Below are 22,212 nucleotides of genomic sequence, written 5' to 3' on the forward strand. Positions count from 1 at the left end.
CGAAAGATTGCGCCGGAATGAAAGGGGCCGGAGCAGTGCCCCGGCCCCCTTGAACATGCTCTGACCAGCGGGGCTTACTCCGCCGCCTCGGCATAGCTTTCGACCGGCGGGCAAGTGCAGATCAGGTTGCGGTCGCCATAGACGTTGTCGACGCGGCCCACCGGCGGCCAGTATTTGTCCACCCGGAAGGCGCCGGGCGGGAAGCAGCCCGCTTCGCGCGTGTATTTGCGGTCCCACTCGGCCACAAGATCGTTGACGGTGTGGGGCGCGTGGCGCAGGGGGCTGTCAGAGGCCGCGATCTCGCCCTGTTCCACCGCGCGGATTTCGTCGCGGATCGCCAGAAGCGCGGTGATGAAGCGGTCGATCTCGGCCTTGGTTTCGGACTCGGTCGGCTCCACCATCAACGTGCCCGACACCGGCCAGCTCATGGTGGGGGCGTGGAAACCGTTGTCGATCAGGCGCTTGGCGATGTCATCCACGGTGACGCCCACCTCGGCAAAGGGGCGGGTGTCAAGGATGCATTCATGGGCGACGCGGCCCTTGTTGCCCATAAAGAGGATCGGGTAGCTGCCCGCCAGCCGGGCCGCGATGTAATTGGCGTTCAGGATCGCCACGCGGGTGGCTTGCGTCAGCCCCTCGCCCCCCATCATCAGGCAATAGGCCCAAGAGATGAGCAAGATCGAAGCCGAGCCATAGGGGGCGGCCGAAACCGGGCCTTCGCCCCCGCCAAGCTCGGTATGCCCCGGCAGGTAAGGCGCCAGATGCGCGCCGACGCCGATGGGGCCCATGCCCGGGCCGCCACCGCCATGCGGGATGGCAAAGGTCTTGTGCAGGTTCAGGTGGCTGACATCGCCGCCGATCTGCCCCGGTTTCACCAGCCCGACCAGCGCGTTCATGTTGGCGCCGTCGATATAGACCTGACCGCCGTGGTCATGGGTGATCTTGCACACCTCGCGCACGGTTTCTTCAAAGACGCCATGCGTGGAGGGATAGGTGATCATGCAGGCGGCGAGACGGTCGCCCGCGGCAATCGCCTTGGCGCGGAAGTCTTCGACGTCGATATCGCCATTGGGGGCGGTTTTCACCACCACCACCTGCATCCCCACCATCTGGGCGCTGGCCGGGTTGGTGCCATGCGCCGAGGTCGGGATCAGGCAGATGGTGCGCTGCGCATCGCCGCGCGCGCGGTGATAGGCCTGAATGGTGAGAAGCCCCGCATATTCGCCTTGCGCGCCCGAATTGGGCTGCATCGACATCGCGTCATAGCCGGTGATCTCGCAGAGTTTGGCGGCCAGATCGTCGATCGCCTCTTTATACCCCAGCGCCTGATCGGCAGGGGCAAAGGGGTGCAGCGCACCGAACTCGGGCCAGGTGATCGGCATCATCTCGGCGGCGGCGTTCAGCTTCATGGTGCAGGACCCCAGCGGGATCATGGCGCGGTCCAGCGCGAGGTCACGGTCCGACAGGCGGCGCATGTAGCGCATCATCTCGGATTCGGCCCGGTTCATGTGAAAGACCGGGTGGGTCAGATAGTCGGACTGGCGCGCCATCGCTTCGGGAAAGCCCAGTTGCGCGCGGTGGGGCGGCACGCCTTCGATGCCAAAGGCGCGCAGGATGCGGACCAGCACGCGTTCATCGGTGGTTTCATCCAGCGCGATGCCGACGCGGTCGGTGCCGATCTTGCGGAAGTTCAGCCCTTCGTGCCGGGCGGCGGCAAGGATGCCCGCCTGCCCCACGCCCACCTCGACCGTCAGCGTATCAAAGAACGCGGCGGGCGAGACCTTGGCCCCGGCGGCTTTCAGCGCGCGGGCCAGACGGTTGGTCAGGAAATGCACGCGTTCGGCAATTGCCCGCAGGCCGAGGGGGCCGTGGAACACCGCATACATCGAGGCCATCACCGCCAGAAGCGCCTGCGCGGTGCAGACGTTGGAGGTGGCTTTCTCGCGCCGGATGTGCTGTTCGCGGGTTTGCAGCGACAGCCGGTAGGCCTTGTTCCCGCGCGAGTCGATGGAGACGCCGACGATGCGCCCCGGCATCGAACGTTTCAGATCATCGCGGCAGGACATGAAGGCGGCGTGCGGGCCGCCATAGCCCATCGGCACGCCAAAGCGCTGTGCCGAGCCGACGGCGATATCGGCCCCCATCGCGCCCGGTTCTTTCAACATGCACAGCGCCAGAAGATCGGTCGCCACAATGGCCAGCGCCTTGGCGGCGTGCAAGGCGGCGATCTGATCGGTGAAATCGGTCACATGACCATAGGTGCCGGGATATTGGAAAATCGCGGCGAACACCGCCGAGGCGTCCATCTTGGCCGGATCGCCGATGATGACCTCGATCCCCAAGGGGGCTGCGCGGGTCTGGATCACGCCGATGGTTTGCGGGTGGCAGTTGCGGTCGACGAAAAAGCCGCGCGCCTTGGATTTGGCGCTGCGTTCTGCCATGGTCATGGCCTCGGCGGCGGCGGTGGCTTCGTCCAGAAGCGAGGCATTGGCGACCGGCAGCCCGGTCAGATCGGCCACCATGGTCTGATAGTTCAGCAAGGCCTCCAGCCGGCCTTGGGCAATCTCGGGCTGATAGGGGGTATAGGCGGTATACCACGCAGGGTTTTCCAGAATGTTGCGCTGGATGGCAGGCGGGGTGACGGTGCCATAATAGCCCTGCCCGATCAGGCTGGTCATCACCCGGTTGCGCTGGCCCACGGCGCGCATCTTGTCCAGCAGCTCATGCTCGGCCAAGGGGGCCCAGGACAGCGGCGTGTTCTGCCGGATCGAGGCGGGCACGGTTTCATCGATCAGCGCGTCCAGCGAGGGCACGCCGATCACCTTGAGCATCGCCTCCATCTCGGCCGGGGAGGGGCCGATGTGGCGACGGTTGGCGAAATCATAGGCGTTATAGGCGACGGGTGTGTAGGTCATGGCTTGCCTGCGAATATCAGCGCTCGGGCGGGCGCGGAACTGCGCCCACCGCCTGTTGTCAAACCGGGTCAGATGCAGCCGATCGGATCGGCCTTGGCCGATGCAATCCGCCTTAGCCGATGAAGTCGGCGTATTCGTCTTCGTCCATGTAATCGTCCAGCGCGGCCAGATCGTCGATCTTCATCTTGAAGAACCATGCCTCGCCGGTCGGATCTTCGTTCACCAGCGCGGGCTTGTCGACCAGCTTGGTGTTGACCTCGACGATCTCACCATCCAGCGGGGCCAGAATGTCCGACGCCGCCTTCACGCTTTCGATGACACAAACCTCATCGCCTTCGGCCACCATGGTTTCGGTTTCCGGCAATTCCACGAACACCACATCGCCCAGCTGGGTGGCCGCATGTTCGGTGATGCCGACGACGACCAGATCGCCCTCGACGCGCATCCATTCGTGTTCCTTGGTGTATTTCATCGCTTTGCCTCAGCGTTTGTAGGTGGTGAGTTGGAAAGGAAGCGGGGTGACGGTCACGGCCATGCGCTTGCCGCGCACTTCGCCTTCGAGCGCGGTGCCGGGGGCGGCATGGCTGGCAGCGACATAGCCCATGGCGATGGGGGCCTGCACCGAAGGGCCAAAGCCGCCCGAGGTGACCTCGCCCAGCGGGGTGCCATCGGGGGAAAACAGGGCCGTGCCTTCGCGCATGGGCGCGCGGGTCTGCGGGGCAAGGCCAACGCGCAGACGCTCCGGCCCTTCGGCGAGTTCGCGCAAGATGCGCTCGGCCCCCGGAAAGCCGCCCGCGCGGGCGCCGCCCGTGCGGCGGGCCTTCTGGATGGCCCAGGTCAGCCCGGCCTCCACCGGGCTGGTGCCGGTGTCGATGTCATGGCCGTAAAGGCACAGACCCGCCTCCAGCCGCAGACTGTCGCGCGCGCCAAGGCCAATCGGCATGACCCCCGGCGTCGCCAAGAGCGTGCGGGCAAGGCCTTCGGCCCCGCCTTCGGGCACCGAGATCTCAAACCCATCCTCGCCCGTATAGCCCGAGCGGCTGACCCACATCGGGCCAAACAGCGTGTCGAACACGCGCACATCCATAAAGCGCATCTCGGCCACCCCCGGTACCCAAGCCGACAGCGCTGCCTCGGCGCCCGGGCCTTGCAGTGCCAGCAGCGCGCGGTCGGTGAGGTGCTCCACCTCGGCCACCTCCGCAAGATGCGCCTGCATATGGGCCACGTCCGCCGCCTTGCAGGCGGCATTGACCACCACGAACAGGTGATCGCCGGGGTTGGCAAACATCAGGTCATCCAGAATGCCGCCCTGTTCATTGGTGAACAGGCCATAGCGCTGGCGGCCTTCGGGCAGGCCCGCCACATCCACCGGCATCAGCGCTTCAAACCCCGCGACCAGCGCCGCCATGTCGCCTTTCGGGCGCAGGATCACCTGCCCCATATGCGACACATCGAACAGCCCGGCTTGGGCGCGGGTGTGCAGATGTTCGGTCATCACCCCGGCAGGGTATTGCACGGGCATTTCATAGCCCGCAAAAGGCACCATCTTGCCACCCAGCGCGACGTGCAGATCGTGCAAGGCCAGCCGTTTCAGGCCTTCAGTCGTGTGGTCGGTCATCCCGCCCCCTCTGTTCCGCCGGCAAACAGACTCCGGCACCGTTCGGACAGACTCATCCCTGCCCTGCGATGCCCCCTCTGTCCTTGCCCTGCCTTGCGGCCTGCGGGCGCCTGAGATCGTTATCCCTTCGGCGGGCCGGTGAAGGCCACTCTCCAGAGTTCCGGTGCCAAGAACGGTCCCTTGCGCCTGAGAGTTTACCGGGGCGGTTGCTCCTTCGGCACCGGGGTGAGCGTGTGGCGCTTTCCCGGATTCTCCCGAACCTGACCGCTTCGGTCTAGCCCGGCCCCGCGCCTGCTGGCAAGGGGGAAAACGAAAGCGACGCATGCGCTTGCAAAAGCGACGACGTCGCGCTCAGGCTTTGGGCAGGCTGGTCTGCGCGGCTGTCTGCTGATCCACCACGCGGAACACCAGCCAGAGCGAGACGATGCCAAAGATCACACCGCCCAAGCCTTGGCCGATCAGCACGCCTTGGGCCCCCCAAAGGCTGGAAAACCACAAGGCAAAGGGCACGGTGCCCAGCGTGTGGCGGCCCCAGTTCAACGCGGTGGACAGGAACGGGCGGCCCAGATTGTTGCAGGCGGCATTCGAAATGAAGAGCAGCCCGTTGAAAAAGAACAACAGGCACAGCGGCCCGCAGAACAGGTAGACCAGATCGCGCGTCAGGCCTTCGGCATGGAACAGATCGGCAATCGGACCGCGCAAGACAAAGAGCACCAGCGTCACCAGCGTGATCACAACGGCGGTAAAGATCACCGCGTCCCAGATGGCGCGGCGGACCCGGTCCATGCGCCCGGCCCCCGCATTCTGTCCGACGATGGGGCCAATCGCGCCTGCCAGCGCGAAGATCACCCCCAGCGCCACCGGGGTCAGCCGCCCGGTGATCGCCATGCCCGCCACCGCCGCCTCGCCATAAGGCGCGATCAGCCGCGTCACAAAGGCCTGCCCCACCGGGGTGGCCACCTGTGTCAGCACCGCAGGCCCGGCGATCCCGGCCATGGCGCGCCCGTCCTCGGCCAGCTCGGGTGCCGTCACCGGGGTAAAGCCGCCGTAATGCCGCCACAGCGGCCAGAGCGCCATGCCCGCCACCACCAGCCGCGACAGATTGGCGGCCCAAGCGGCGCCGCTGAGCCCCCAGCCCAGCCCGAAGATCAGGATCGGATCGGCGATGGCCAGCGCCACCGCGCCCCAGACCGTCACCATCATCGACCGCCGCGCATCGCCATGGCTGCGCAGCACCCCGGCCCCGGTGATGCCCAGCATCAGCAAAGGCTGGCCAAGCATCGACAGGCTCAGATACTGCACCGTTTCGGCCGCGGTGGCGCCTTCGGCCCCCAGCAAGGCCACGATCGGCGTCAGAAACGCCCAGACCACGGCCGTGAAGGCCACCCCCAACCCCAGCGCCAGCACCAGCCCGTTGGTCGCCCGCCGCCGCGCCAAAGCCGCCTCGCGCTGCCCCAGCGCGCGGGCCACCACCGCCGAGACGGCGATGGACAGGCCGATCCCGAAACTGGTGGTAAAGAACAAGACCGCCCCGGCATAGCCCACGGCGGCGGTGGCCACCGGGTCTTGCAGCCAGGAAATATACAGGATGTTGATCAGATCGACGCTGAAAATCGCCATCAACCCCACCGACGAGGTCAGCGACATCACCACCACATGGCGCATCAGACTGCCGGTCACGAAACGCGGCGCCGGTCCGCCTTTGGCTTCAGTCACGGACGCACCATCTGGTCTTGCACCTTTTGCAAATACTCTCGGGGGTAGCCAATTCGGTTCGCCATTGGTCCGAGAACCCAATTGGCTGGGGGGGCAGACAGCCCCCCGGCGCGGTCAGCAGGCACAACGCCACACCCTCGCGCCGGGTTGCCCCTGCTCTTACAGGCTGGGGCGTTTTTCCAGCAAGGGCAGCACATCGGCCATTTCCGGCCCATGCTCTTGCCCGGTCAGCGCCTTGCGCAGCGGCATGAACAGGCCCTTGCCCTTGCGGCCCGTGGCCTCTTTCACCGCCGCCGTCCACTGGCCCCAGGTCTCGCGCGTCCAGGGTTGCGGCGGCAGCATGTCCAGCGCCTGCGCGATGAACTCGCGGTCCTCATCGGCCACCAGCGGGGTGGCGCCATCGCGGAAGAGCCGCCACCAGCCCTCCAGATCCTCCAGCACGGTGATATTGCCGCGCGCGACCTGCCAGAAGCCTTCGGCCTTGTCCGCCGGCACGCCCAAGGCTGCAATGCGCGCCTGCACCGCCGCATAGGGCAGGCCCTGCACATGCGCCCTTGTCAGCGGGAACAGGTCTTCGGCGTCAAACTTGGTGGGGGCGGCGCCGAAGCTGCCAACATCAAAGCCTGCGATCAGCTCGTCCAGCGAGCTCACCAGCTCCACCGGTTTGGACGATCCCAGCCGCGCCATCAGGCTCAGAAGCGCCAGCGGCTCTACGCCGCGCGCGCGCAGGTCGCGCAAGGACAAGGTGCCAAGCCGCTTTGACAATTCCTCGCCCTTGGCCCCGGTCAACAGCGAGTGATGTGCGAAATCGGGCGGGGTGCCGCCCATCGCTTCCATGATCTGGATCTGGGTCGCGGTATTGGTCACATGATCGGCGCCGCGCACAATGAAGCTGACCCCCATGTCGATGTCATCGACCGAAGAGGCAAAGGTATAGAGCACCTGACCATCGGCGCGGATCAGCACCGGGTCCGACACCGAGGCCGCGTCGATCGACACCGGGCCGAGGATGCCATCGGTCCATTCGATGCGGTTCTGGTTCAAGAGGAACCGCCAATAGCCTTCGCGGCCTTCGGCGCGCAGGCGGGCCTTGTCCTCGTCAGACAGGTTGAGCCCCGCGCGGTCATAGACGGGGGGCTTGCCCATGTTCAGCTGCTTCTTGCGCTTGAGGTCGAGTTCGACCGGCGACTCGAACACCTCGTAGAACCGGCCCTTGGCCTTCAGGTCTTCGGCGGCCTCGCGGTAGCGGTCCATCCGCAGCGACTGCTTTTCCACCCGGTCCCAGTGCAGGCCCAGCCATTCCAGATCGGCCATGATGGCATCGGCATATTCCTGTTTGGACCGTTCCTGATCGGTGTCATCCAGCCGCAGGATGAACTGGCCGCCGGACTTGCGGGCGATCACGTAATTCATCAGCGCGGTGCGCAGATTGCCGACATGGATATAGCCGGTGGGCGACGGGGCAAAACGGGTAATGGTGGGGCGGGTCATCGGGCATCTCCTGCAACCGCTTCTCCCTGTCACAGCGCCCGTCAATTGTCCAGTTTGCGCAAGCCCCCTTCCCCCCGGCTTGGGCCCCCGCCTGCCCCCGCCTGCCTGCACGCCTGTGCCTGCGCCCTTTTGCAGGCACATCGGCTCAGCGCCCCTGCGCGAGCGGCCACTTGCGCCGGAGCCTTGGGTCTTTTTCCGCGCCGCCGCTGCCCTATATCGCTGCCATGACCCAGATCCCGCCCGGCGCGCTTGCCCCCGACCTTGCCCTGATCGACACGCTGGCCCAAGAGGCGATTGCGGACCTGCCCGCGCCGTTTCGCGCGGCCGCCTTGCAGGTGCGACTGCGGGTCGAGGATTTCGCGCCCGAGGCCATTCTGGCGCAGATGGATATTGACGATCCCTTTGAGCTGACCGGGCTTTATGAAGGCATCCCGCTGACCGAAAAATCCTCCGACGATCCGCCGATGCAGCCCGATGTGATCTGGCTGTTCCGCCGCCCCATTTTGGACGAATGGCTGGACCGGGGGGATGTGACGCTGCAAGATTTGGTGACTCATGTGCTTGTGCATGAACTGGCGCATCACTTCGGCTGGAGCGATGACGACATCGCCCGCATCGATCCGTGGTGGGAATAAGCGCGCATCTTTGCATTTGCGCACAGGAGACTGCGCGCATGCGCGCAACGGATGACAGGCCCGTGATTGGGCGGGACGGGCCGGGGTTCTATGCTTCGCCCTATCCAACCACAGGAGGACACCGATGACGATGCCCGCACTGACCCGCCGCTCGGCGCTGTTTGCCGCCGCCGCCCTGCCCTTTGCCCCTGCCCTGCTGCCGCGCGCCGCCCATGCCAGCGCCGAGATGATGGGGGCCACGATGCCCAGCTTCAACCGCTTCAAACTGGGCGGGTTCGAGGTGACGACGCTGTTGGGCGGCACCCGGGCGCTGGAAAACCCGCAGGAAACCTTTGGCCTGAACGCCACCCCCGAAGAGTTCGCGGCGCTGTCGGAGGCGAATTTCATCCCCGCCGACCGCAGCCAGAACTTCTTCACGCCAACGGTGGTGAACACCGGGGCCGAGCTGGTGCTGTTCGACACCGGACTGGCGGCCGAAGGCATCGTCGCGGCACTGGCGGCGGCGGGCTACACCCCGGATCAGGTGGATGTGGTGGTGCTGACCCATATGCATGGCGATCATATCGGGGGTGTCGCGGGCGATGCCGGGGTGACCTTCCCCAATGCGCGCTATGTGACGGGCGCGGTGGAGCACAACCACTGGTCGAGCGCCGGGAACGAAGGCTTTGACACCAAGGTGGCACCGCTGAGCGAGCAGACCACGCTGCTCGACGATGGCGGCGCGGTTGTGTCCGGCATCACCGCGATGGCGGCCTTTGGCCACAGCCCGGGGCATATGGCCTATATGCTGGAAAGCGACGGGCAGCAGCTGGCGATCATCGCGGATACCGCCAACCACTACGTCTGGTCGCTGCAAAAGCCCGATTGGGAGGTGCGCTTCGACATGGACAAGGCCGCGGCGGCGGCGACGCGCAAGGCGCTGTTCGGGATGCTGGCGGCCGACCGGGTGCCCTTTGTCGGCTATCACATGCCCTTCCCCGGCGTCGGCTATGCCGAAGCGATGGGCGATGGTTTCCGCTATGTGCCGGTCAGCTATCAGATGATGCTCAACGGCTGAGCTTTCGTAGGGTGCGTGACCTTTGGTCACGCACCCTACATTGCGGCACGGGGCGGGGATGAACCGCCCCGGCTTTGCCTCAGGCCTTGAGCTTGGCCGCGATTTCCACCGTGCGCCGCGCCTGATGCCCGATCGAGGCCTTGGCCTTGTCGTCGAAGTCTGCCCCTTGGGTGTGGCTATAGCCATAGGGGTTACCGCCCGTCGCGAACAGCGCCTGATCGGTGTAACCGGGCGCCACGATCACCGAGCCCCAGTGCATGAAGGTGGTGTAAAGGCCCAGAATCGTGGCCTCTTGCCCGCCATGCGGGTTCTGGGCGCTGGTCATCGCGCTGACCGCCTTGTTGGCCAGTTTTCCGTTGAACCATTGGCCGCCCAGCGTGTCGATGAAGGCGCGCAGCTGGCTGGGTGCCGCGCCAAAGCGGGTGGGTGCCGAGAAAAGATAGGCGTCCGCCCATTCCATGTCTTCGGGTGTGGCCACCGGGATTGCCGCCGCCTTTTCCACCTGTGCCTTCCAGGCATCCTGGCTGTTGACCACCGAGTCCGGCGCGGTTTCCGCGATGCGCAAAAGCTTGACCTCGGCCCCGGCGGCGCGGGCGGCCTCGGCGGCGATGGTGGCCATCTGATGGTTGGTGCCATAGGTGGAATAGAACAGGATCGCGAGCTTGACAGACATAGGGAGCCTCCGGCTTCGGGTTGCGTTGCATCAAAGGTAGATCTGGGCCGCATGGCGCGGAATTCCAAGTTATTGCGCAGAATTCGTGCGAAATCGCACAATGCGCCCTGCGCAGGTGCAGCGGTGCCAGCGGGGGTTGCGCGAGGCCTGCAAGGGGGTAGCATCGGCGCAGATGAAGGAGACCCGCATGCAAGCCCCGATCCTGACCCTGACCCTGAACCCCGCGCTGGACATGGCGACCGAGGTTCCCGAGATCCTGCCCGGACAGAAGCTGCGCTGCACCGACCCGCATCTGGACCCGGGCGGCGGCGGGCTGAATGTCAGCCGTGCGATCAAGGCCTTGGGCGGCGATTCGCTGGCGCTGGTGGCGCTGGGCGGGCTCACGGGGGATCGGCTGGCGGGGCTGATCCGGGCCGAAGGCGTCACCTTCCTGTCGATCCTTGGCCCCGGCGAGACGCGGCAAAGCCTGACGGTGACAGAAGGGACCACGGGCAAGCAGTTCCGCTTCATGCTGCCCGGGCCGCTGTGGGGCGCGGCCGAGCGGGCGCGGGTGTTCACCCTGCTTGCGGCCACCGCGCGGCCCGGCGGCTATGGCGTGATCTCGGGCAGCCAGCCGCCGGGTGTGCCTGCCGATTTCCCGGCTGCCCTTGCCGCCAGCATGGAGGGCACGCGGGTGGTGCTTGACACCTCGGGCGCGGCGCTGACGGCGGCGGTGGACGCGCCGATCCCGGGGCTGGAGGTGCTGCGGATGGACGGCGAGGAAGGCGAGGCGCTGGCCGGGCGGCGGTTGGAGACGCTGGCCGAGACGGCGGATTTTGCCGCCGATCTGGTGGCGCGCGGCGTGGCGCGCCGGGTGATCGTGGCGCGCGGGGCCGAAGGCAATGTGCTGGCCGAAGCGGGGCGGCGGCTGTTTTCGCCCGCGCCGCGCGTGCGGGTGGTGTCCACCGTGGGGGCAGGCGACAGCTTTGTCGCGGCCTTCGTGCTCGCGCTTGCGCGCGGGCAGGATGCGGCAGAGGCGCTGACGCTTGGCTCTGCCGCCGCCGCGGCCGCCGTCACCACCGATGCCACCCAACTGTGCCGCGCGACGGATGTGGCGCGCCTGTTGCCCGAGGCCACGGCGCGCGCGCTCTGATCCTGGCCTGTCCGACGCGGGCCGCGTGATCCCGGCGCTCAGGCCCCGCTTTGGTCGCGGAAGCGGTTGGCGATGGGATAGCGGCGGTCCAGCCAAAAGGCCTTTTGCGTGAGCCTTGTGCCCGGCGCGGATTGAAAGCGTTTGTATTCCGCGATGTAGAGCAGGTGTTCCACCTTTTTCACCGTGGCGCGGTCATGGCCTTCGGCCACCAGATCGGCCACCGAGGCCTCACGCTCGACCAGACCTTCGAGGATGGCGTCCAGAACCTCATAGGGGGGCAGGCTGTCCTGATCGGTCTGATTGGCGCGCAGCTCGGCAGAAGGCGGCTTGGTGATGATGCGTTCGGGGATCACCTCACCGCCCGGGCCCTTCATCCAAGGGCGGTGGTTTTCGTTGCGCCAGCGCGCGGTCAGGAACATGCGGGTTTTATACATGTCCTTCACAGGGTTATAGCCGCCGTTCATGTCGCCATAGATGGTGCAATAGCCAACCGCCATTTCCGATTTGTTGCCGGTGGTCAGCAGCATTTCGCCGTATTTGTTGGAAATCGCCATCAGCATCACGCCGCGCAGGCGGGATTGGATGTTCTCTTCGGTAATGCCTTCCTCGGTGCCAGCAAAAAGCGGCGCAAGCGTTTCCAGCACCGCCCCTTGGGCCGCGCTGATCGGCACCGTATCCAGCCGGCAGCCCAGCGCGCGGGCGCATTTCTCGGCATCCTCCAGCGAATGGGCACTGGTGAATTCGGACGGCAGCATCACGCAGCGCACATTCTCGGGGCCCAGCGCATCGGCGGCGATGGCGGCGACGATGGCGGAATCGATGCCCCCTGACAGGCCCAGAACCGCCTTCTTGAATCCGGTCTTGGCGAAGTAATCGGCCACCGACAGCACGCAAGCGCGGTAATCGGCCTCGCCGATCGGGGGGATGGCGGCCACCTCGCCCTTGTCCGCGCGCCAGCCTTGGGGCGTGCGACGGAACACAATCTGGGTGATGTGTTCGTCAAACTGCGGCAGCTGCGCCGCCAGCTGGCCGCCGGGATTCAAGACCATGGACGAGCCGTCAAACACCTGATCATCCTGCCCGCCCACCATATTGAGGTAGACCAGCGGCAGCCCGGTTTCGACGACGCGGGACACCATCAGGTTCAGCCGCAGGTTGGGCTTGCCCCGGTGATAGGGGCTGCCATTGGGCACCAAGAGGATCTCGGCCCCGGTTTCGGCCAGCGTTTCCGACACATCGGGGTGCCAGGCATCCTCGCAAATCGGGGAGCCGATGCGGACCCCGTTGACCGTATAGGGGCCATGCACATCGGCCGGCGTAAAGAGCCGCTTTTCATCAAAGAGCGAATCGTTGGGCAGATGGTGCTTGAGCACGGTGGCGGTGATCTGTCCGGCCTGAAGGATGTAATAGGCGTTGAACAGCCGCCCCTCTTGCAGCGCAGGCCCGCCGATCGCCAGCGCAGGGCCATCGGCACAATCGGCGGCCAGCTGATGGATGGCGGCGATGGCGGCCTGCTGGAAAGCGGGTTTCAGGATCAGATCCTGAGTCTGATAGCCGGTGATGAACATTTCCGTCAGCGCGACCAGATCGGCGCCGCTGTCCCGGCCTTGCGCCCAGGCGGCGCGGGCCTTGGCAGCATTGCCCGCCAGATCCCCCACGCTCGGGTTCAGCTGGGCAAGGGTCAGACGAAACAGATCGGCCATGGCGGCACCTTTATGCAAAGCGATGCGCTGGTTCTAGCAGGTTACCACGCGAGGGGAAGGGCGGCAGGCCATTGGCCCGCAGCGCGCCCCCGAAAGCCTCTCCCAAAATCGCCATGCCGCATAAGATGACGGTCCCACGCCCCTGCCGCGCCAAAGGCCGTCTTGTGCGCTGCCGCCGCGCAATGTGAAGCCGCGCGCCCCCCCGCCCGGCTTGTCAGCCAAGGGCGCCGCCGCTAGGGTCTGCCAGCGGTTGCGGCAGGGGGCCGCGATGAGGGGGACGGGATGCGGCACGGAATGAAGGCGATGCTGGGGGTTCTGGTTCTGGGTCTGAGCCTTCCCCTCGGCGTGCGGGCCCAGCAGGGCGAAATCGTCACCAAGCAATATGATGACGGTTCCTTCTATGAAGGCACCTTCCTGAACGGGCGACAGCACGGCACCGGCACCTATACCCTGCCCAATGGCTATAGCTATACCGGCGACTGGGTGGCCGGAGAAATTTTGGGCCAGGGCGTCGCGCGCTATCCCAACGGCTCGGTCTATGAAGGCCAGTTCGCGGCGGGCAAGCCCGAAGGCCGGGGCAAGATCACCTATGCCAATGGCGGCAGCTATGAAGGCGACTGGACCGGCGGCAAGATGACTGGCGCCGGGGTGGCCAGCTATCCCGATGGCTCGGTCTACACCGGGGCCTTTGTCGACGGGCGCCACCACGGCCAAGGCGTGCAGGAGGGCCCCGGCGGCTATCGCTATGAGGGCGGCTGGGCTGACGGGCTGAAAGAGGGCAGCGGCAAGATCACCTATCCCGATGGCGCGGTCTATGAGGGCACGCTGGAGGCGGGTGAGCGGCAGGGCAAGGGCACGCTGACGATGCCCGACGGGCTGACCTATGTCGGCGACTGGTTGGCCGGGCAGATCACCGGCACCGGCCGCCTGACCCAGCCCAATGGCGATGTCTACGAAGGCGGCTTTGCCGAAGGCCAGCGGCAAGGCCAAGGCAAGACCACCTATCCCAATGGCGATGTCTTCGAAGGCGCGTTTCGCGCCGACAAGCGCAACGGCACCGGCACCTTCCGCGCCAAAGACGGCACCGTTCTCGAGGGCGACTGGGTCGACGGGCGTTTGACCGGCACCGGACGCATCCGCTTCCCGGATGGCTCGGCCTATGAAGGCGCGGTGCGCGATGATCAGGCGCATGGACGCGGCAAGATCACCTATGCCGATGGCGCCACCTATGACGGCGAGTGGCAGGCCGGCCAGATCACCGGCAGCGGCACCGCAACCTATGCCAATGGCGCCCGCTACACGGGCGCCTTCCGCGCGGCGCAACCGCATGGCCAAGGCAAGCTGACGCTGGCCGATGGCTACACCTATGACGGCAGTTTCACCAATGGCCAGCGCGAAGGTCAGGGGGTGGCGACCTACCCCGATGGCACCGTCTACACCGGCACCTTCGTCGCAGGCCTGCGGCAAGGCAAAGGCGAGATCACGGGCCCGGACGGCTTTCGCTACAGCGGTGACTGGTCCGCGGGCGAGATCGAGGGCACCGGCATCGCCACCTATCCCAATGGCGATGTCTACGAAGGCGCCTTCGTCAAAGGCCGCCGCGCCGGACCCGGCACACTCACCTATGCCGGTGGTGAGGTCGCGGAAGGGATCTGGGAAAACGGCATCCTGATGGCCCCTGCACGCCAGCCAGCCCCCGAAGCCGACGCCGCCCCCGAAGCGGCCGCGCCCAACGCTCCCACCCCTTGAGGCCGTCCTGCCGCCGTCCCGCGCAAGACAAAGCGCGCAAGATGAGTATTTGGAAAAGGTGCAAATCCTCAGGCCTTGCACCTTTCTGAAATACTCCCGCGCGGAGCGCCTGCCCCCGCACCGCGCGCGCCGCAAGGAAAAGCCAAGGCAGCGCGGCGGGCCATCCGTGGCAACGCCGCCAGAGGGGGCTCGATGCCCCCTCTGGCGGCCCTTGGCCCAAGGTCAGACCGTCTTGCCCGCGTCCAGTCGCGCAAGAAAGGCCTCGGCCTCAGCCAAAGTCGCCGCCTTGCGCGAACCGTCCATCTTGTCCCAGGTGCGATACATCTGCGCCATCCGCGGGTTGCCCGCAAAGCGCGCGCGGTGGCGCAAGAGAAAATCCCAGTAGAGCAGGTTGAACGGGCAAGCCCCCTCCCCTGTCTTTTGCGCCACCTTGTAGCGACAGCCGCCACAGTAATCCGATTGCCGATCGATATAGGCGCCCGAGGCAGCGTAAGGTTTCGACCCCAACACCCCGCCATCGGCAAACTGGCTCATGCCGATGGTGTTCGGCGCCTCGACCCATTCGAACGCATCCACGTAAACCGACAGATACCATTCGTGCAAAGCCTGCGGGCTGATCCCCGCCAGCAGTGCGAAATTCCCGGTGACCATCAGCCGCTGGATGTGATGTGCATAGGCCAGATCCCGGGTCTGCCCCACGGCATGCGAGAGACAAGCCATATCGGTTTTCGCGCCCCAATACAGCGCCGGCAAGGCCCGCCCGGCCTCCAGCGCGTTCTGATCGGCATAGCCCGGCCCATGCCGCATATAGATGCCGCGCACGAATTCACGCCAGCCGATGATCTGACGGATGAACCCCTCAACCGCGTTCAGCGGCGCCTTGCCCGCGGCATAAGCCTCTGCCGCCGCCTCACAGACCTCCATCGGCGCCAGCAGGCCGATGTTCAGATAAGGGGACAGCAGGGAATGGCTCAGCGTGGGGTCGGCCGCCAGCATCGCATCCTGTTCGTCGCCAAAGCGCGGCAGCGCCTGTGCGATGAACCACGCCAAAGCGTCAAGCGCCTGCCCGCGCGTCACCGCCCATCCAAAAGGCTCCAGCCGCCCGAAATGCGCGCCGAACCGCGCCGCCACCAGCGCCAGCACCTCTTGCGTCACCGCATCGGGCGCAAAGCGCGGCGGGCGCGGGCGAAACAGATCCGCCTTCGCCGCCTTGCGGTTGTCGTGGTCAAAGTTCCACTGCCCGCCCACCGGCTGATCGCCCTCCATCAAAAGCCCGGTCTTGCGCCGCATCTCGCGGTAGAACCACTCCATCCGCAGTTGCTTGCGCCCCTCGACCCAAGCGGCGAACTCGGGCTCCGAACATAAGAAGCGGTCATCGGGCAGCACGCGCAGCGTGAGCGGCACCTCCTCCAGCGCCGTGATCAGCCGCCATTCGCCCGCGCGCGTTGCCAGCACCTCGCGCGCGCCGAACTCCGCCGCCCGCCGCACCAACTCGCCGCCGATGCTGTGGCTGTTCTCAGGATCGTCCAGCCGCGTGTAAGCCACCTGCCACCCCGCCGCCCGCAGCTCTTGCGCAAAATGGCGCATCGCCGACAGGATCAGCGCGATCTTCTGCGGATGATGCGGCACATAGCGGCCTTCGGCTTCCACCTCGGCCATCACCACCACATCGCGGGCCGGATCTGCCGCCCGCAGGGCGCTGAGCCCGAGGCTCAGCTGATCCCCCAGAACCAGAACCAGCCGCGTCACCATGGGATGGCCTTGCCTTGCCAGTCAAAAAACCCGCCGCTCTCCGCAGGCCCCAACCCGTCCAGCACCGACAGCAGATGCCCAGCTGCCGCCTCCGGCGTCACCGTCGGATGCCCGCCCGCATATTTGCGGGTCAGCGCTGTTTCCACCGTGCCGGGATGCAGACAGACCACCACCGCCTGCGGATGGCTGCGCGCGACCTCGATGGCCGCAGTGTGCATCAGCTGATTCAGCGCCGCCTTGGCCGCGCGGTAGCCGTGCCAGCCCCCCAGGCGGTTGTCGCCGATGCTGCCCACCCGTGCCGACAGCGCGGCAAAGGCCGTGGGGCGGTCGCGCGGCATCAGCCGGAGCGCGTGTTTCAGCACCAAGGCAGGTCCGATGGCATTCAGCGCGAATTGCGCCGCCATCGCCGCCGGGTCCAAGGCCCGCAGCGCTTTTTCGGGCGGCACCCCGTTCAGCTCGAGTGCGCCGGTGGCGACCCAGATCCGGTCATACCCCCCCTCCAGCCCGCCCAAAAGCCGCGAGACAATGGCCTCATCCGTCAGATCAAGCCCGTCCGCGCGGCGCGAGAGCCGCGTCACTTGGGCCCCGTCGGCCTCCAGCCGCAAGGCCAGCGCCTGTCCGATCCCGCCCGAAGCGCCCACCACCAATGCCCGCACCTCAGCCCCCTTTGCCCGTCTGCTGCGCCGCTCAGCTAGGGCGATGGCCTCGGCAATCAACACCCGCCCAGGCCCGCCCCCGCCCCTTCTCCCCATGCTTCCACCCGTGCGCCACCCGCATGCTTGCAGCTTTCCCAAATACTCCCGCCGGAGGCTCCGCCGCCGCCGCAGGCGCTGTCTCGGACAATTCTGCCGCGCCGCCCGAGCCGCCCGTGGCAACGCCGTCGCAGGGGGCTCGATGCCCCCTGCGACGGCCCCATGGCGCAGGTTCAGATCCTGCGCGGGGCGGCAAGGCCATTTCCCCCCTTTACATTCGCGCCCCCGTGGATAATCGTCGCCGGCATGACACGGGACACACATATCGCTTGCTGCAACGGGGCCGCTGCCCTGTCGGCCACCCGTGGTCTGCTTCTCCTTAGCTGCCTCTGAGCGTGCCCTTGGGCGCGACCGCTCGGAGGTGAACAGCGCCCAGACAGGACAAGCACAGACAGATCAAGGAACAGACCCATGACAGCTGCACCCGCATCGCAGGACCGCGTTTTCATCTTCGACACCACCCTGCGCGATGGCGAGCAATCCCCCGGCGCCACCATGACCCATGAGGAAAAGCTGGAAATCGCCAGCCTGCTCGATGAAATGGGCGTCGATATCATCGAGGCGGGCTTTCCCATCGCTTCCGAAGGCGATTTCGCCGCCGTGTCGGAGATTGCGAAACGGTCGAAGAATTCCACCATCTGCGGCCTTGCGCGCGCCAATTTCAAGGACATCGACCGCTGCTGGGAGGCGGTGAAACATGCGGCCTCGCCGCGCATTCACACCTTCATCGGCACCTCGCCCTTGCACCGCGCGATTCCGAACCTCGACATGGACCAGATGGCCGAGCGCATCCATGACACGGTCACCCATGCGCGCAATCTGTGTGACAATGTGCAATGGTCGCCGATGGACGCCACCCGCACCGAACATGATTACCTCTGCCGCGTGGTGGAAATCGCGATTCGTGCCGGGGCGACCACGATCAACATTCCCGACACCGTGGGCTACACAGCCCCGCGCGAAAGCGCCGAGCTGATCCGCATGCTCTTGGAGCGGGTGCCGGGCGCGGACAACATCATCTTTGCCACCCATTGCCACAATGATCTGGGCATGGCGACGGCGAACTCCCTCGCCGCGGTCGAGGCGGGTGCGCGGCAAATCGAATGCACGATCAACGGTCTGGGCGAGCGTGCGGGCAACACCGCGCTGGAAGAAGTGGTGATGGCGATGAAGGTCAGGAATGACATCATGCCCTTCCGCACCGGGATCGACACCACCAAGATCATGAACCTGTCGCGCCGCGTGGCCTCTGTCTCGGGCTTTCAGGTGCAGTTCAACAAGGCCATCGTGGGCAAGAACGCCTTTCTGCATGAGTCGGGCATCCATCAGGATGGCGTGCTGAAGAATGTGGAAACCTTCGAGATCATGCGCCCCGAGGATATCGGGCTCGTGCAGAAGAACATCGCCATGGGCAAGCATTCGGGCCGCGCGGCCCTGCGGGCCAAGCTCAAGGAGCTGGGGGTCGAGCTGGCCGACAACCAGCTCAATGATGTCTTCGTGCGCTTCAAGGCGCTCGCCGACCGCAAGAAAGAGGTCTATGACGACGACCTGATCGCGCTGGTTGCCGATGAGCAGACCAATGACGCGCATGAATATCTGCAACTGAAAAAGCTGCGGGTGATCTGTGGCACCGAGGGCCCGCAAGAGGCCGATATGGTGCTGTCGATCGACGGGGTCGAGCATCACATCGACGCCACCGGCGACGGTCCGGTGGACGCGGCCTTCAACTGCGTCAAGATGCTGTTCCCGCACAAGGCGCGGCTGGAGGTGTATCAGGTGCATGCGGTGACCGAAGGCACCGATGCGCAAGCGACCGTCTCGGTGCGGCTGCAAGAGGAAGGCCGCATCGTCACCGGGGCCTCGGCGGACACCGATACGATCGTTGCCTCGACCCGCGCCTATATCAATGCGCTGAACAAGCTGATCGTGCGGCGCCAGAAAACCGCGCCGGGCACCGACACCAAGACGGTCAGCTATCACGGCAAGTGAGGCGAAAGGCGTGGCGTCGCCTGCGGCCAAGGCCAGCGCGCGGGGCAGGCTTGGGCAAAGATGAGTATTTGGAAAAGGTGCAAGCCGAGGGGTCAGCCCTTGGCTTGCGACCGCTGCCGCGGGTGATTCGGCGGCATGGCGCGAAAAGGCATCGGGCTTCGCGGGCCGCGGGCTTCGGGTGCTGCGGCGGTGATGATTGCAAAGCTGCTAGAGAGCGGCGCCAGTTTGCCGGATCGCAGCACAAAAAAATCGTAATTTGACAAGTCTGGCCCGGTCACAGCGGATTGACGCCCGCCCGGCCCTTTGCCCTTTCGCGTCGTTTCCCTGCGCCTTATATGGACCCGCCCCCCTTTGCGTTGCGAGTCGCGGGGCTTGGGACGTTGCAAAAGGACACCAAAGGCATGTCGATACTCTCGGGTCTGTTTTCCTCGGATATGGCGATCGACCTCGGCACGGCGAATACGCTGGTCTATATCCGTGGCAAAGGGATCGTGCTGAACGAGCCTTCGGTGGTGGCCTATCACAGCAAGGACGGCAAGAAGCAGGTTCTGGCGGTTGGCGAGGATGCCAAGCTGATGCTGGGCCGCACGCCCGGGAGCATCGAGGCGATCCGCCCGATGCGCGACGGGGTGATCGCCGATTTCGAGGCGGCGGAAGAGATGATCAAGCATTTCATCCGCAAGGTTCACAAGCGCACCACCTTTTCCAAGCCCAAGATCATCGTCTGCGTGCCGCATGGTGCCACCCCGGTGGAAAAGCGCGCGATCCGGCAATCGGTGCTCTCGGCGGGTGCGCGCCGTGCCGGGCTGATCGCGGAACCCATCGCGGCGGCGATTGGCGCGGGCATGCCGATCACCGATCCGACCGGGAACATGGTGGTGGACATCGGCGGCGGCACCACGGAAGTGGCCGTGCTGTCCTTGGGCGACATCGTCTATGCGCGCTCGGTGCGCGTGGGCGGCGACCGGATGGACGAGGCGATCATCAACTATCTGCGCCGTCATCAGAACCTGCTCATCGGGGAATCCACCGCCGAGCGCATCAAGACCAGCATCGGCACCGCGCGGATGCCCGATGACGGGCGGGGCGCGGGCATGACCATTCGCGGGCGCGACCTGCTGAACGGTGTGCCCAAGGAAACCGAGATCAATCAGGCCCAAGTGGCCGAGGCGCTGGCGGAACCCGTGCAGCAGATCTGCGATGCGGTGATGCAGGCGCTGGAAGCCACCCCGCCCGATCTGGCCGCCGACATCGTGGACCGGGGCGTGATGCTGACCGGCGGCGGCGCGCTTTTGGGCGATCTGGACCTGAGCTTGCGCGAACAAACCGGGCTGTCGATCAGCGTGGCCAATGAGTCACTCAATTGTGTGGCGCTGGGAACCGGCAAGGCGCTGGAATATGAAAAACAGCTGCGGCATGTGATCGATTACGACAGCTGATCCGGGGTTGCGCCCCCGGGAGTGGAAGCCACGGCCAAAGGGCCGGGCGTGACAGGCGGAACTGAAGACCGGCATGGCAAAGACGCGGACCGACCCCGAAGATTTCTCGCGCCCGCTGCGCCGGGTTCTGGTGGGGATTCTGGTGCTGGCGCTGCTGGGGCTGTTTCTGCTGTGGCGGATCGACAGCCCTCGGGTCGAGCGGTTCCGCGCGGCGCTGATCGACCGGGTGGTGCCGTCTTTCGACTGGGCCATGGCCCCTGTCACCACCGCCGCCGGGATGATCGAGCAGTTTCAAAGCTATGCCAGCCTGCATGCGCAGAATCAGGATCTGCGCCGCGAATTGCAGCAGATGAAGGCGTGGCGCGAGGCGGCTTTGCAGCTGGAGCAACAGAATGCGCGGCTTCTGGACCTCAATCAGGTGCGGCTGGACCCGAAGCTGACCCATGTGACAGGTCAGGTTCTGGCCGACAGCGGCAGCCCGTTCCGGCAATCGGTGCTGATCAACGTGGGCGCGCGCGACGGCATTTTGGATGGCTGGGCCACGATGGATGGCATCGGCGTGGTGGGGCGGATTTCCGGCGTCGGCGAGCGGACGGCGCGGGTGATCCTGCTGACCGATACCAACAGCCGCATCCCGGTGACGGTGCAGCCTTCGGGGCAGAAGGGGCTGTTGTCGGGCGACAACACCGCCCTGCCCCCGCTGGAGTTTCTGGAGAAATCCGATGAGGTGCGCCCCGGCGACCGCGTGGTCAGTTCGGGCGATGGCGGCATGTTCCCGGCGGGCCTGCTGGTGGGGCAAGTGGTGCTGGGCAATGACCGCCGCCTGCGCGTCAGCCTGAGCGCGGATTATCAGCGGCTGGAATTCCTGCGCGTGCTGCGCAGCCATGAGCTTGCGCCGATCACCGATGCAGGGGCGCTGGTGGCGCCGCCGCTGCTGCCCGATGGCCCCGATACCAGTGGCGCCCTGAACACCGAAGCCCTGCCTGCGCGCGGCAATCAGCCCGAGGCCGAGCCCGATGCCGATGCCAGCACCGAGACGGATGGCAACAGTGGGTGACGCGCTGCGCTCCAGCGTCTGGTTCTATCGCGGGCTGTTCGTGGCCATCGCGGTGGTGCTGCTTTATGTCCGCCTGCTGCCCTTGGGATCAGAAGCCGGGGATTGGCCGGGGCCGGATCTGTTGCTGTGCCTGATCTTTGCTTGGGCCACACGGCGGCCCGATTATCTGCCGGTCTGGCTGTTGGCCATGGTGCTGCTTTTGGAGGACATGATCCTACTGCGGCCACCGGGCCTGTGGACGGCGCTGGTGGTGCTGGCGGTGGAATTCGTGCGCAATCGTGTCGCGCTGACCCGCGAACTGACGCTGGTGGCAGAATGGTTCATGGTGGCGGGGCTGATGATCGCATGCCTTTTGGCCTATCGACTGGCGTTCACGCTATCGTTCCTGCCGCAACCGGCATTCGGCTTTGCCATGATGCAGGTTTTGTGGTCGATCCTGTGTTACCCTGTGGTGGTCGGGGCCAGCCGTCTGGCCTTTGACTTGCGCAAGCCCGCCACGGGCGAAGTCGACAATTACGGACGTAGGGTATAAGG

At 66.0% G+C, this 22,212-nt stretch carries 17 protein-coding genes and 1 riboswitch; of the genes, 8 read left to right on the top strand and 9 right to left on the bottom strand.

Annotated features, from left to right (window positions below):
* Positions 1–74 precede the first annotated feature (74 nt).
* The 5 genes from gcvP to gltX form a co-directional block, all read right to left on the bottom strand.
* Positions 75–2,915, bottom strand: coding sequence for an aminomethyl-transferring glycine dehydrogenase (gene gcvP / locus CUR21_RS11925; protein WP_100197237.1), 2,841 nt, complete (start codon positions 2,913–2,915; stop codon positions 75–77).
* A gap of 112 nt (positions 2,916–3,027) precedes the next feature.
* A complete protein-coding gene (gcvH, locus tag CUR21_RS11930) occupies positions 3,028–3,387 on the bottom strand; it encodes a glycine cleavage system protein GcvH (RefSeq protein ID WP_100197238.1) in 360 nt (119 codons plus the stop codon).
* A 9-nt stretch (positions 3,388–3,396) separates the two neighbouring features.
* On the bottom strand, positions 3,397–4,533 hold the full coding sequence (gene gcvT / locus CUR21_RS11935) for a glycine cleavage system aminomethyltransferase GcvT (RefSeq protein WP_100197239.1): 1,137 nt from the start codon (positions 4,531–4,533) through the stop codon (positions 3,397–3,399).
* Between the two features lie 163 nt (positions 4,534–4,696).
* A riboswitch (glycine riboswitch) is annotated at positions 4,697–4,800 on the bottom strand.
* 84 nt (positions 4,801–4,884) lie between these two features.
* The gene (locus CUR21_RS11940) at positions 4,885–6,249 is read right to left on the bottom strand and encodes an MATE family efflux transporter (protein WP_232622769.1); all 1,365 of its coding nucleotides are present in this window, start codon (positions 6,247–6,249) and stop codon (positions 4,885–4,887) included.
* Positions 6,250–6,408: 159 nt separating this feature from the next.
* Positions 6,409–7,740, bottom strand: a complete 1,332-nt coding sequence (gene gltX / locus CUR21_RS11945; RefSeq protein WP_100197240.1) for a glutamate--tRNA ligase — start codon at positions 7,738–7,740, stop codon at positions 6,409–6,411.
* Positions 7,741–7,964: 224 nt separating this feature from the next.
* On the opposite strand from gltX, the gene CUR21_RS11950 reads away from it, so the two are divergent.
* Together CUR21_RS11950 and CUR21_RS11955 are read left to right on the top strand one after the other, a co-directional pair.
* The gene (locus CUR21_RS11950) at positions 7,965–8,375 is read left to right on the top strand and encodes a metallopeptidase family protein (protein WP_100197530.1); all 411 of its coding nucleotides are present in this window, start codon (positions 7,965–7,967) and stop codon (positions 8,373–8,375) included.
* A gap of 124 nt (positions 8,376–8,499) precedes the next feature.
* Positions 8,500–9,432, top strand: a complete 933-nt coding sequence (locus CUR21_RS11955) for an MBL fold metallo-hydrolase (RefSeq protein ID WP_100197241.1) — start codon at positions 8,500–8,502, stop codon at positions 9,430–9,432.
* A gap of 79 nt (positions 9,433–9,511) precedes the next feature.
* Here CUR21_RS11955 and wrbA read toward each other — a convergent pair whose 3' ends face one another.
* Positions 9,512–10,105, bottom strand: a complete 594-nt coding sequence (wrbA, locus tag CUR21_RS11960) for an NAD(P)H:quinone oxidoreductase (protein WP_100197242.1) — start codon at positions 10,103–10,105, stop codon at positions 9,512–9,514.
* Between the two features lie 187 nt (positions 10,106–10,292).
* Here wrbA and CUR21_RS11965 point away from each other — a divergent pair, with 187 nt between their 5' ends.
* On the top strand, positions 10,293–11,237 hold the full coding sequence (locus tag CUR21_RS11965) for a 1-phosphofructokinase family hexose kinase (RefSeq protein WP_100197531.1): 945 nt from the start codon (positions 10,293–10,295) through the stop codon (positions 11,235–11,237).
* A 38-nt stretch (positions 11,238–11,275) separates the two neighbouring features.
* On the opposite strand, the gene CUR21_RS11970 is transcribed toward CUR21_RS11965, so the two are convergent.
* Entirely contained in the window at positions 11,276–12,940 is a 1,665-nt protein-coding gene (locus CUR21_RS11970; RefSeq protein ID WP_100197243.1) for an NAD+ synthase, read from the bottom strand.
* A gap of 282 nt (positions 12,941–13,222) precedes the next feature.
* On the opposite strand from CUR21_RS11970, the gene CUR21_RS11975 reads away from it, so the two are divergent.
* On the top strand, positions 13,223–14,689 hold the full coding sequence (locus CUR21_RS11975; RefSeq protein WP_369802524.1) for an MORN repeat-containing protein: 1,467 nt from the start codon (positions 13,223–13,225) through the stop codon (positions 14,687–14,689).
* Positions 14,690–14,911: 222 nt separating this feature from the next.
* Here the strand turns inward: CUR21_RS11975 and CUR21_RS11980 are convergent, their stop codons facing one another.
* Positions 14,912–16,438 (bottom strand): cryptochrome/photolyase family protein, encoded by a 1,527-nt coding sequence (locus CUR21_RS11980; protein WP_198431698.1) that lies wholly within the window; start codon positions 16,436–16,438, stop codon positions 14,912–14,914.
* Positions 16,435–17,097, bottom strand: a complete 663-nt coding sequence (locus CUR21_RS11985; RefSeq protein WP_100197246.1) for an SDR family NAD(P)-dependent oxidoreductase — start codon at positions 17,095–17,097, stop codon at positions 16,435–16,437. Before CUR21_RS11985 ends, CUR21_RS11980 begins: the two co-directional genes overlap by 4 nt.
* A gap of 507 nt (positions 17,098–17,604) precedes the next feature.
* Here CUR21_RS11985 and CUR21_RS11990 point away from each other — a divergent pair.
* The 4 genes from CUR21_RS11990 to CUR21_RS12010 all read left to right on the top strand — a co-directional run bounded on the left by CUR21_RS11990 (position 17,605) and on the right by CUR21_RS12010 (position 22,210).
* Positions 17,605–19,182, top strand: a complete 1,578-nt coding sequence (locus tag CUR21_RS11990; protein ID WP_100197247.1) for a 2-isopropylmalate synthase — start codon at positions 17,605–17,607, stop codon at positions 19,180–19,182.
* A gap of 401 nt (positions 19,183–19,583) precedes the next feature.
* A complete protein-coding gene (locus CUR21_RS12000; protein ID WP_100197249.1) occupies positions 19,584–20,621 on the top strand; it encodes a rod shape-determining protein in 1,038 nt (345 codons plus the stop codon).
* 73 nt (positions 20,622–20,694) lie between these two features.
* A complete protein-coding gene (gene mreC / locus CUR21_RS12005) occupies positions 20,695–21,678 on the top strand; it encodes a rod shape-determining protein MreC (RefSeq protein ID WP_100197250.1) in 984 nt (327 codons plus the stop codon).
* Positions 21,662–22,210 (top strand): rod shape-determining protein MreD, encoded by a 549-nt coding sequence (locus tag CUR21_RS12010; RefSeq protein WP_100197251.1) that lies wholly within the window; start codon positions 21,662–21,664, stop codon positions 22,208–22,210. Before mreC ends, CUR21_RS12010 begins: the two co-directional genes overlap by 17 nt.
* Positions 22,211–22,212 lie beyond the last annotated feature (2 nt).

The sequence above is a fragment of the Pseudorhodobacter sp. MZDSW-24AT genome, from assembly GCF_002794355.1.
Classification (GTDB): domain Bacteria; phylum Pseudomonadota; class Alphaproteobacteria; order Rhodobacterales; family Rhodobacteraceae; genus Pseudotabrizicola.